The sequence below is a fragment of the Methylophilus sp. 5 genome (assembly GCF_000515275.1).
In the GTDB taxonomy this organism is placed as follows: Bacteria; Pseudomonadota; Gammaproteobacteria; order Burkholderiales; family Methylophilaceae; genus Methylophilus.
Map to the genome: position 1 here is coordinate 1,161,997 of NZ_KI911560.1, position 12,035 is coordinate 1,174,031.

Here is a 12,035-nt window from a genome sequence, read left to right on the forward strand (position 1 = left end):
CTAAAAATTCAACAGCTTTTTGAGAGCCTTTTGCTTGAGCTGGTCTGCAGGTTTGACTGGTTCTGTTGTCGTCCCGCTCTCAGATTTGGCAGCATCGCCGGCCGTGCTATCACTGGATGACTTACCATTGAGCAAGCCTTTTAAAGCATCAGCCTTACTACCACCCAGCTTTTCGGTGAGTGCATCCAGCGCCACGGATTTCGCCAGTGCCTGCCCCATGGCAGCCATATCAACGCCAAATTTAGGTGCTGCAAACGTGCCAGTGACTTTCACCGGGATACTTAAACTGCCAAGTTGTTCGGCATCTTTACCACCCTGGCCCTTGAGTGAATTCACCAGCGTTGGCTTAGCCAGATAGTTAATTTGCTCTTTGCCGATATCAATATCACCTTTGCTCTCACCCTTGGTCAACCGAAAAACAGGCGCTTTCATGGCTAAGTCATCATTGTGCGCGACACCATTTTTAATATTAAAAATCGCGGTTAGCTCACTAAAATCTGTTTTTTTACTGTTATCGGCGTCGGCACTGGACTGCCCCTTGAGCACATTCAATTTGCTTTTGGCGTCACGGATTATCCCCGCCAAATCAAAGCCCTTGACGGCGCCATCGGCCATACGCAAATCAACCGAGCCGCCCAGTGACTTTTTTAGCGCTGTCACCGTATTACCTTGCGCTGTGACATTCAGGCTCACATTACCGCTGCCTGACAGCATGTCATTATTAATGGTATCGACCAGCAATGGACCCACCGCGATATTTTGCAAATTTTGCTGAATCGCCACTGCGGGCGTGGCACGCGCATCCAGCTTGACGGCGCCACGCACCGTGCCCTGATAAACATCGACATTGAGCGGGTCGAGACTGGCCAGGCCATCTTGTGCTTTCAAACCAATATTGAGGTTTTTGGCTTCGGTTTTACCATATTTCAACCAGCCCACACGGATATTGCCCTGCGCATTGAGTGCTTTCAAAGCCGATAAATCTATCGGCTGCTCAGGCTGATTGGCGGTTTTTTCGGCAGGTTTGTTTTCGCTGGCGCTGGCGGTAGATTGCGGCAGGTAACGATTCAAATCCAACTTGTCGATATTGAGATCAAACGTATACAACGGTTTGCTAAACTGGCTCACGCCCACATTGCCTTGAATACGCGTGTCGTCCAATTTGACATCCAGCCCTTGCAAGGCAAGCTTCTGGCCATCAGCCTTAATACCAACGTTCAATCCACTCAAGGTATATGGGCTATATAAAACTTTGCCAACATTAATACTGCCATCAAGAAACAAGGTTTTTAAAGCGCTCAAATCTGCAGGCTTGTCTGACTTGCTACTCGCTTTAGTGCTGCTGGCAGTCGCTTCTTTTTTACCGCCAGTATGACCAAGCAGCGCATTTAAATTCAAGGTATCGGCATGCAGCTTAAAGCCAATATGCGGCGTGCCGAAACCAGCCACACTGACATCGCCATTGAGCTTTGTTTCGGCCAGACTTAAATCAAACGTGGTTTTAACCTGCTCTTGCTTCACATTAGCATTAGCTGCCAACTTAAACTGCCCCTGCATGGCGCCATTTGGCAACGCCGGGTCTTTAATATCAAACTTACCGGCCAGCGCTGGCACATCAAAGATGAGATCGGCCAAATTCGCCTTCACCGGTGAAGCAAAGTGGCCTTCTACCTTGCGCGCACCGGCATTCACGCTCACATCGGCCGTCAAGCCTTTGCTTTCTACCGCTTGCTGGTTGCCTTTTAGCTCGGCCAACACCACGGCCAGGTTCACATCGCCATTGGCATCTTTTTGCTTGAGCGAAAGCAATACTTTGTCACTACTAATCAAGTTTGGATTAACCGCCAGCGCTGGCGCCTGCAGGCTAATCTCACGCTGCGCACCTTTAAAATCACCCTGCATCGCCAGTTTCAAGCCAGACACATCCAGTGCCGTTTTTGCAGCATCAACATCAATCGCGCCTTGCGCTGTTAACGTCACATTTTGACCATCGAGCAGAGCGCCTTTTAATTGCGCATCCAGGCCCTTAACCACAAAATGTTTGCCTTCCGGATCGGCCATGATGTTCACTTTAATCGCAGCTTTGGCATCCACCGCTGGTTGATTCGCAGTCAGATGAAAGTCAGTCGCCACATCAAACGGCTTTTTCAACGCCACCTGGCCGGTGGTCAGGTTAAACTGGTCTACGCTATATTTAGCACCAGTACCTTCATTGCTAAAGCTGGCTTGTGTGTTGGTGATTTTGACGCCTTGCACATCAAAATTAATCTGCTCAGACTCTGATTCATCCTTGCTTAGCAAATCATCAAAGTTAAAGCTGCCATCGGCATGCTGAATCACATTGACCTGTGCACCATCCAGGTAAACCGTATCCACCACGATTTCTTTTTTAAGCAAGGGCAACACTGCCAGCGCCACCTTGGCACTCTTAATGGCGACAAACTGCTTGTCAGACTGATGCTCAGACAAGGTGATTTCGCCCAAATCGGCACCAATCTTGGGCCAAAAACTGAGTTTGATGTCACCCTTGATATCCAGCGTGCGCTGTTTTTTGTCTTTCACCAGTTGAATCACGGTTGGTTTGTAATCGTTAGGGTTAAAAGTCACTGCCAGATAAACCACCAATAGCAACAACACTGCCAGCACAGCAGCGATAACAAGCGCGATTTTTTTAAACAGTGCACGATTCATGATTCACACCCTAAACAAATTAATGTGCAAAAAACAACAACACTAAAATACCAAACACAATGCGATACCAGGCAAACACAACAAACGAATGCTGGGCCACAAAGCGGATCAATGCACGAATCACCATCAGCGCAGACAAGAAAGAAACCACAAAACCAATTAAAAACACCAGCGCATCATCAACAGACAATAAATCATGTGCCTGATACAAATCCAGCCCGGTCGCAGCAAACATAATAGGCAGCGCCAAAAAGAACGAAAACTCGGTGGCAGTTTGACGATTAAGACCAAAACACATGCCGCCCAATATCGTGGCCCCCGAACGTGACATACCAGGAAACAATGCCAGTGCCTGCGCAAACCCAATCTGCAACGCCTGCTTGGCAGAAATCTGGTCAACCTCGCGCGTTTGGCCTTCAGGCGCAAATTTTTCAATCAGTAAAATCAGTACACCGCCAACCACCAGCGCAATACCTACGGTGAATGATGAAAACAAATGCTCTTTAATTTGATGATGAAATGCTAAGCCGATTAAAGCCGCAGGCAAGAAAGCGATGATCAAGTTACGCACAAAGTGTTGCGCGTTGGTGTCGGTTTGAATACGCTGCACCGTATGCCAGAGACGCTGGCGGTATTCCACACACACGGCCAGAATCGCGCCCAGCTGGATGATAATTTCAAACACATCACGTTTATCTTTAGAGAGAAAATCCAGCCACTCCCCGGTGATGATCAGATGTCCTGTACTACTAACGGGAATAAACTCGGTCGCGCCTTCGACCAGGCCCATGATCACGGCCTTCAGCATCAAATAAATATCCATGGTTGTATTCTAGCAGACACTGCAAAGGACTTGCGGGATGTTGGGGAAATTAGCAGGATTAGTCATACCGTGAAAGATTTGGTCATAAATGTAGTGTTCTTCGGCATAGTGGATAGATAAAATTATTGAGCGTCATTGCAACGAAAAATTATTCCTTGTTGGGCAGATTCTTTTTCGCCTCTCGGCGAGTCACTTTCTGATGCTTGCCCCTCAGAAAGTAACCAAAGAAGAGGGCACCCAGCCATCACGGCCTACGGCTTCCTTGCGTTGCTCAACAAAGTGGGCGTCCATCGAAACTCGCCCTAGCGGCTTGCACAAAACGCAAGCCACCGCGGAACTCGGACAGCCGATGGCCGAAGGCCCCCACTTCGTCTCCGCTACTCAGCGTGATGGAATGGGATTTATCTCATTTAAGTAACAGCGTGGAAGTTGGAACGGTTAAAAAGAAATTCTTTTTATTCAATTCACGAATGGTGGCGCTCAGTAGGTGTTCGGGGTCCCCATCTGACGCGCCGAGCAACGCAGGGTTGACGGGAGTTGTCGGCCATCGGCTGTCCGAATCCCGCAGCAGCTCACGCTTTATGTGAGCTGCCAGGTTGAGTTTCGATGGCCGCCCGACAAGCCGAGTAGCGCAGGATACAAGCGGAAGCTGGGGTGTCTTGTTCTTTGCCTTCTTTCTTATGGACAAGCATAAGAAAGAACGGTCGCCGAAAAGGCGAAAAAACACTCACAAAATACCGCTACGTTGGGAAAGCAAAGAAAAGTAACTCGCCAACAAGGCGAAAAGAAACACAACAAACAACCACAAAATCCGCGTGGGCATCAATGCCCCCTACAACGACTAATCAAAGAACAACCTTTTATCGCTATCTCACCATACCTGAATTCCGACCAACGCCGAAATGACACATGAAGGTTGTAAATATCGAAGCAGAGAAATACAAAAATGCGCTTTGTATCTCACTCTAAAAAAACATCCATCAATAAAAAAGCGCCTTGATTGCTCAAGGCGCTCTAGCTTTAAAACAAACAGCGATTACTTCAAATCAAACCGATCCGCATTCATGACTTTCGTCCAAGCGGCCACAAAATCCTGCACAAACTTCTGTTTGGCATCGTCTTGCGCATACACCTCCGCATAAGAACGCAGTATCGAGTTAGAGCCAAATACCAAGTCCACACGCGTGGCCGTCCACTTCACCGCGCCAGTACTACGGTCACGCACTTCATACAGGTTTTTACCCGTTGGCACCCAGGTGTAATGCATATCAGTCAGGTTGACAAAAAAGTCATTACTAAGCACGCCTGGCCTATCGGTAAACACGCCGTGCTTGCTGCCGCCATAGTTGGTGTCCAGTACACGCAAGCCACCAATTAACACCGTCATTTCCGGGGCGGTGAGCCCCATCAACTGGGTACGATCCAGCAGCATTTCTTCCGCCGTCGGCACATAGTCGGCCTTGACCCAGTTACGGTAGCCATCATGCAAAGGCTCTAGCACGTCAAAAGACCCGGCATCGGTTTGCGCCTCGCTGGCATCGCCACGACCTGCGGCAAAGGGCACTTGCACCTCTACACCGGCGGCTTTCGCGGCTTGCTCAACGGCTGCCGAACCCGCGAGTACAATCAGGTCGGCCAGGCTCACAGGTTTGCCAAACGCTTGTTGAATCGCCTCCAGCACTGCGAGTACTTTTTGCAACCTGGCAGGCTCATTGCCCAGCCAGTCTTTTTGCGGCGCCAAGCGAATACGTGCCCCATTGGCACCGCCGCGATAATCAGATGCGCGGAAAGTACGTGCGCTGTCCCAGGCCGTCGCAACCAGTTCAGCCGTCGCCAGGCCACTACCCAGAATCTGCGCTTTCAATGCAGCAATATCAGCCTCATTCAGGGTGGCATTGCCTGCTGGCACCGGGTCTTGCCAGATCAGGTCTTCTGGCGGCACATCCGGGCCAACATAACGCGTTTTGGGGCCCATATCGCGATGGGTCAACTTAAACCAGGCGCGAGCAAACACCTCAGAAAAATAGGCTTGGTCATCACGAAATCGCGCAGAGATTTCTCGATAAATCGGATCTTTAATCATGGCCATGTCAGCATCAGTCATGATCGGGTTATAGCGAATGGACGGGTCTTCGACATCTACCGGCTTGTCTTCTTCACGGATACTGACCGGCTCCCACTGCCATGCGCCCGCCGGGCTCTTGCTAAGCGCCCATTCATGGTTAAACAGCATGGCAAAATAACCGTTATCCCAACGCGTTGGGTGTGTGGTCCAGGCGCCTTCAATGCCGCTGGTGACCGAGTCACGGCCAACGCCACGTGTGGTGTGGTTGTTCCAACCCATGCCTTGCTCATGCACATCCGCGCTTTCCGGGTCCGCCCCCAGATTGCTCGCCTGGCCATTGCCGTGTGCTTTACCCACGGTGTGGCCACCTGCAGTTAAGGCCACGGTTTCTTCATCATTCATGGCCATACGGGCAAAGGTTTCGCGAATATCCAGCGCCGTTTTTAATGGATCAGGGTTGCCATCGACGCCTTCCGGGTTCACGTAAATCAAGCCCATCATCACCGCAGCCAGCGGGTTTTCGAGGTCGCGCTGCCCAGAATAGCGGGTTCCTGCGCTGCCCGTTTTGGCCAGCCACTCTTTTTCGTTACCCCAATAAATATCTTTTTCCGGGTGCCAAATATCCTCACGGCCAAAGGCGAAACCAAAGGTTTTTAGCCCCATGGACTCATAAGCAATGGTGCCTGCCAATGCAATCAAATCTGCCCACGACAGTTTATTGCCGTATTTTTTCTTTACCGGCCACAGCAGGCGGCGCGCTTTATCGAGGTTAACGTTGTCTGGCCAGCTATTGAGCGGCGCAAAACGCTGGTTACCGGTGCCCGCACCGCCACGGCCATCTGCCACACGGTAGGTACCGGCCGCATGCCAGGTCAACCGAATCATCAGGCCACCGTAATGCCCCCAATCTGCTGGCCACCATGACTGGCTCTCTGTCATTAAGGCATGCAGGTCTTTTTTCACCGCGGCGACATCCAGTGTCGCCACCGCTTCACGGTAATCAAACGCATCACCCAACGGATTAGTCTTGCGATCATGCTGATGCAAGATATCCAGATTTAAAGCATTCGGCCACCAATTGGTATTGGATTGACCACTGGCGGTAATTGCCCCATGTGCGAAAGGACACTTGCCGCCGCTGTTTTGTTGATTCTGCATTTTTAACTCCTTTTTAATAATTAGTCATCCGTGCGTCATGCCAACCAATTTTGCAAATATACTACTTATTGATTGTGACGATAATGATTTGAAAAAATCAGATCGCAACACAGGTTTTAAGCACTGGCTGCATAGGCAGCCAACACGTCCTGAAATAGCGATTGTTCATTACTCAACCAGGCGAACATTGCTTCTCCTTGTGTGTGCAGTTGATGAAGATCATTCTAAAGACCGGCATACAATTTGCATAATTGTATGTTTTGATATGATTGATTAATAAAATTAATTAAATTAGACTATTCAACATGCATTCAATGAGAACACTGCCATGACCCTGATAGAGTTGAAGTTTGTGTTAGCCGTGGCACAGGAGCGTAATTTTCGCCGCGCCGCTGAAAAGTGCTTTGTGACCCAGCCCGCCTTGAGTCTAGGCATTAAAAAACTAGAGGAAGAGTTAGGCGTTTCGTTGTTTGAACGCAATCGCAATGAAGTCACGCCCACCAAGATCGGCGAGCAGATTATTGCGCAAACCAACATCGTGCTGGAGCAGGCCGCCAAAATCAAAGACATGGCAAAGCATGGCAACGACCCCCTCAACGGCCTATTTAAACTGGGCATGATTCACTCAGTAGGGCCTTACTTGCTGCCGGAAATTATTCCGCCGTTGATAAAAACCGCGCCGCATATGCCGCTGGAGGTAGAGGAAAATATTACCGCCACCTTAGAGCAGCAACTCAAAAATGGGGTGATTGATGCCGCCGTGATTGCCTTACCGTTTGATGTGCCAGGCATTGAAACCATCCCACTTTATGATGAAGACTTTAATGTGGTGGTGCCAGTGAGCCACCCGTGGGCAAACCGCAAAAGCATAGATGCCGATGAATTAAGCGGCGAGAAAGTATTGCTACTGAACACCGGCCATTGCTTTAGCAACCAGGTCACTCAGGCCTGCCCGGAGTTAAGCCGCAAAGGCGAGGTGCTGCAAGGCAATTCACTAGAAACCATCCGCAATATGGTGGCGTCAAACCTGGGCATCACGGTATTACCCGCCATGGCCACGGTCTCACGCTATCAAAATCCGCTGATTCGCGTGATTCCGTTTAGCAAACCTGCGCCTAGCCGACGCATTGCGCTGGCCTGGCGCAAAAGCTTTGTGCGCACAGCAGCGATTGAGATACTGGGAAAAGTGATGGTAGAAGTGGGTGCCGCGCAAGTGCAGCTGTCACGCCGCGCATAAAGGCAAAGTGCTAATAGGCAATGGCGACGCGAAAACCGGTCACCAGTTTTTCATCGACACCCAGCAAGGTTTTTACTGCCTGCTCTTGCTGTGGCGCCAACCCGGCAGCCACATCAACCGTAACAGGCAAATATTCAGCTGGCTTAAGTGTTTTACGCAACACCGGTTCATCAGCGGTATTGGTCAGCGTTAACTCGACGTTAGGGTAAGCCTGCGCAACAATACCGTGATTCATCAGCACGCTAGAAAATATCAGCACGCCCTGCCGCTCTTTATGTTCCTGAATATCAGCGTCGTCAATGGTCAATTGGGCGATCTCGTGCGGCACACTGACCTCACAATGCAGTGTTTTGCAAAGTGTCTGCAATAGCGGTTTGGTGTGTGGATAATTGGCGGCCAAACTGGTGCGGGTGAAATAGGTCCATTGCAGCACAAGCACTAGCAATAGTGCGCCAGACAAAGTGACAAACACGCGCTGACTGGCTGGGCTTGCAAGCGGCGGTGGCCGCTCGTCGGCGAGGGAAATATCGCGTAAAAACGCAGGAATCACAGGCGCCGAGTCAGCGGCATCATTCACATCCGCATGCGGTTCTGCAGAAAATCCGTCATCCAACGCTAAATCAGGCCGCAGTGAAAAGTCCGCCTCGGCGGGCGCATGCTCAGTCTGCGCGGCTTCGGCACTCACTTTAAAATAGACAGCAGCATCGCTGGCCACGTGACTCACATCGGCCACAGCAGCCGACTCTAGCAAATGCGAGTGTGCATCAAACACATGGTCACATTCGCCGCAGCGCACCTTGCCTGCATAGGCCTGCAATTGTTCGTCAGTGACTTCGAATTGGGTTTGGCAGGCCGGGCAGGCCGTAATTAAGGACATTTTCTGGTTCCCGTCAGCAAGACCCATCCATCTTGCTGGATGGGAGCATCCATGTCAAACCACTCTGCGTAATGCGCCAGCAACACGTCCTGCTGGCTATCCAATATGCCGGATAATGCAACTTTGCCGCCACCTTTACAAGACTTGGCAATCACTGGCGCCAACACCATCAGCGCACTGGAAAGAATATTGGCAACCACAATATCAAACGGCTCATGCAGATAGTCTGCAGAGTCATAAAATATGGCATCCACCTGATTATTAGCCGCATTATCACGGCTGGCAATCACGGCTTGGCCGTCAATATCAACGCCAATCGCACTTTGCGCACCGAGTTTTTTAGCGGCAATGGCTAAAATACCCGAGCCACAGCCGTAATCCAGCACATTCGCTTTCTCCAATAAGGCTTTAGGCAAGTGCGCCAGCCAGCTCAGGCATAAATGCGTGGTCGGATGGCTACCCGTACCGAATGCCAGGCCTGGATCCAGCACGATATTAATTGCCTCTGCATTTGGCGCCTCATGCCAGGAAGGCACAATCCACAAATGATCCGTCACGCGTATCGGGTCAAACTGGGCTTGTGTGGCACGCACCCAGTCTTGCTCCTCAATCTGCTCCAGTTGATATTTTAAACCATCCAGCGCCAACTCAGACTGCACGGTTGCCAGCAAGGCTTGTACATCAGCATCAGCATCGAGCATGGCGGTGACAATATTTTGTTGCCAGATGCCCGGTGGCGGATCACCAGGCTCGCCAAAAATCGCCTGTTCGGCCTGCGTGTCTGCGTGTGCATCTTCGATGCTCACTGACAAGGCACCATGCGCCATGAGCACGTCGCTAAGAGACTCGGCCTGCGGCTCGGTCGATTGAATTTTAAGTAACAGCCAATGCAACATTATTTCGAGCTGATACCCAGCTTCTGCTCCAGATAGTGAATGCTGGTCCCGCCTTGCTGAAAGGCCAAATCAGCCATTAGGTCAGAATGCAGGGCGGTGTTGGTTTTAATGCCTTCGACATACATCTCGGACAAAGCGACACGCATTCTGGCAATCGCCTGCTCACGTGTGGCACCATGCGTAATCAGCTTACCAATCATCGAGTCATAGTGCGGTGGCACGGTATACCCGCCATAGACATGGGTATCCATGCGCACACCTGGGCCGCCGGGCATATGAAAGCGGTTGATAAAACCAGGGGAGGGCACAAAGGTATAAGGATCTTCGGCGTTAATCCGGCACTCAATGGCATGGCCATTCAACACAATATCACGCTGACGGAACGGCAATTTTTCACCCGCAGCAATAAAGATTTGCTGTTGCACCAAGTCGATGCCAGTGATCATCTCAGTCACCGTATGCTCAACCTGCAAGCGCGTGTTCATTTCAATAAAATAGAACTCGCCGTTTTCGTATAAAAACTCAAACGTGCCTGCACCACGGTATTTAATTTTGCGGCAAGCTTCGGCACAACGCTCGCCAATCTTGTCGCGTATACGCTCGGTGAGCAATGGAGAAGGCGCTTCTTCAATGATTTTTTGATGGCGACGCTGCATGGAGCAGTCACGGTCACCCAGGTAGACCGCGTTACCATGTTGGTCAGCCAGAATCTGGACCTCAATATGGCGCGGGTTTTCCAGAAATTTTTCCATGTAAACCATGGGGTTGCCAAAAGCGCTCTGCGCTTCAGCTTTAGTCATATTCACCGCATTGAGCAGCGCGGCCTCGGTATGCACCACGCGCATGCCGCGACCACCACCACCGCCGGCGGCCTTAATAATCACCGGATAGCCAATGCGTTTGGCCGTTCTCATGGTCTCGGCTGCATCGTCATTCAAGGCACCATCAGAGCCAGGCACGCAAGGCACGCCAGCTTTTTTCATGGCATCTTTGGCAGAGACTTTGTCACCCATTAAGCGGATGGTTTCAGCACGCGGGCCAATAAACACGAACCCGCTTTGTTCAACACGCTCGGCAAAATCAGCGTTTTCAGACAAAAAGCCATAACCCGGGTGTATCGCCTGGGCATCAGTAACCTCGGCGGCACTAATCACCGCCGGAATATTCAAATAACTTTTGGCTGACGGCGCCGGGCCAATACACACCGACTCATCAGCCAGCTTGACGTATTTTGCATCGCGGTCGGCTTCAGAGTGCACCGCAACCGTTTTAATCCCCAACTCACGACAGGCGCGTTGCACGCGCAAAGCGATCTCGCCGCGGTTGGCAATCAGGATTTTCTCAAACATAGCGATTAACCAATCAGGAACAAAGGTTCGCCGTATTCGACAGGCTGACCGTTTTCAACAAAAATCTTTTTAATCGTACCGGCATATTCGCTCTCAATTTCATTGAGCAGCTTCATCGCCTCGATAATACACAAGGTGTCCCCTGTGCTAACGCTACTGCCAACATCGACAAACGATTTGGCATCAGGCGATGACGCACGGTAAAAAGTACCCACCATCGGTGATTTAACTACTTTACCATCCAGCACTTCAGCCAGTGCAGCGGCAGGCGCAGCCACCGCGGCGGCTACTGGCGCAGCGACAGGCGCAGGTGCCGCCACATATTGTGTGATCGGCGCAACGCCGGGCGCCATGGCGCGACTAATACGTACTTTTTCCTCACCCTCGGTCAGTTCCAGTTCGGAAATCCCCGATTCCTCCACCAGATCAATCAGTTTTTTGAGTTTGCGTAAATCCATAAAAGCCTCGAATGTAAATGTTTTAATGTTATTAGAGTTGTTGGATGTAACGATATGCGGCGAAGTATCCCTCTGCGCCTAATCCGCAAATCACTGCGGTTGCAATATCGCTGAAATAAGAATGATGCCGAAATGACTCGCGCGCATGCACATTCGATAAATGCACTTCAATAAACGGCACGTTAACCGCAGAAAGAGCATCACGAATAGCCACGGAAGTATGTGTGAATGCCGCCGGATTAATAATGACATAATCGACGCGGTTCACCGAAAGTGCATGTATTTTCTCAATGATGTCGGCTTCTGAGTTGCTTTGAAAAGCTTCCAGATGCACCTGATCGGCGCGCGCCAATGCTTGCAAACGCTGGTTGATGTCTGCAAGGGTTTGACTGCCATAGTGCTGCGGCTCACGGCTGCCCAGCATATTTAAATTGGGTCCGTGAATCACCAGGATAGATTTGGTGCCCATTTCACATGCCTC

The 12,035-nt window shown here is 50.7% G+C and carries 9 protein-coding genes; 1 reads left to right on the forward strand and 8 read right to left on the reverse strand.

Annotation, left to right across the window (positions count from 1 at the left end; all coding sequences use genetic code 11):
* The 3 genes from METH5_RS0105535 to katG all read right to left on the reverse strand — a co-directional run bounded on the left by METH5_RS0105535 (window position 1) and on the right by katG (window position 6,737).
* Complete coding sequence (locus METH5_RS0105535; RefSeq protein ID WP_029147569.1) at window positions 1–2,691, reverse strand: AsmA family protein; 2,691 nt, start codon at window positions 2,689–2,691, stop codon at window positions 1–3.
* A 19-nt stretch (window positions 2,692–2,710) separates the two neighbouring features.
* Window positions 2,711–3,514 (reverse strand): undecaprenyl-diphosphate phosphatase, encoded by an 804-nt coding sequence (locus METH5_RS0105540; RefSeq protein WP_029147570.1) that lies wholly within the window; start codon window positions 3,512–3,514, stop codon window positions 2,711–2,713.
* 1,036 nt (window positions 3,515–4,550) lie between these two features.
* Window positions 4,551–6,737 (reverse strand): catalase/peroxidase HPI, encoded by a 2,187-nt coding sequence (gene katG / locus METH5_RS0105545; RefSeq protein WP_029147571.1) that lies wholly within the window; start codon window positions 6,735–6,737, stop codon window positions 4,551–4,553.
* A gap of 328 nt (window positions 6,738–7,065) precedes the next feature.
* Between katG and METH5_RS0105550 the strand changes: the two genes are divergently transcribed.
* Window positions 7,066–7,974, forward strand: coding sequence for a hydrogen peroxide-inducible genes activator (locus METH5_RS0105550; protein ID WP_029147572.1), 909 nt, complete (start codon window positions 7,066–7,068; stop codon window positions 7,972–7,974).
* A gap of 10 nt (window positions 7,975–7,984) precedes the next feature.
* Here the strand turns inward: METH5_RS0105550 and METH5_RS0105555 are convergent, their stop codons facing one another.
* From METH5_RS0105555 to aroQ, 5 genes are read right to left on the reverse strand one after another with little or no spacing between them, the layout of a single operon-like run.
* Window positions 7,985–8,851: a DUF3426 domain-containing protein gene (locus METH5_RS0105555; RefSeq protein ID WP_029147573.1), complete on the reverse strand. Its 867-nt coding sequence runs from the start codon at window positions 8,849–8,851 to the stop codon at window positions 7,985–7,987.
* The gene (gene prmA, locus METH5_RS0105560) at window positions 8,842–9,744 is read right to left on the reverse strand and encodes a 50S ribosomal protein L11 methyltransferase (protein ID WP_029147574.1); all 903 of its coding nucleotides are present in this window, start codon (window positions 9,742–9,744) and stop codon (window positions 8,842–8,844) included. The genes METH5_RS0105555 and prmA overlap by 10 nt, the downstream gene beginning before the upstream one ends.
* Before the next feature lie 2 nt (window positions 9,745–9,746).
* Window positions 9,747–11,096, reverse strand: coding sequence for an acetyl-CoA carboxylase biotin carboxylase subunit (gene accC / locus METH5_RS0105565; protein ID WP_029147575.1), 1,350 nt, complete (start codon window positions 11,094–11,096; stop codon window positions 9,747–9,749).
* 5 nt (window positions 11,097–11,101) lie between these two features.
* Entirely contained in the window at window positions 11,102–11,554 is a 453-nt protein-coding gene (accB, locus tag METH5_RS0105570) for an acetyl-CoA carboxylase biotin carboxyl carrier protein (protein ID WP_029147576.1), read from the reverse strand.
* A 31-nt stretch (window positions 11,555–11,585) separates the two neighbouring features.
* Entirely contained in the window at window positions 11,586–12,023 is a 438-nt protein-coding gene (aroQ, locus tag METH5_RS0105575) for a type II 3-dehydroquinate dehydratase (protein ID WP_029147577.1), read from the reverse strand.
* Between the last annotated feature and the right edge of the window lie 12 nt (window positions 12,024–12,035).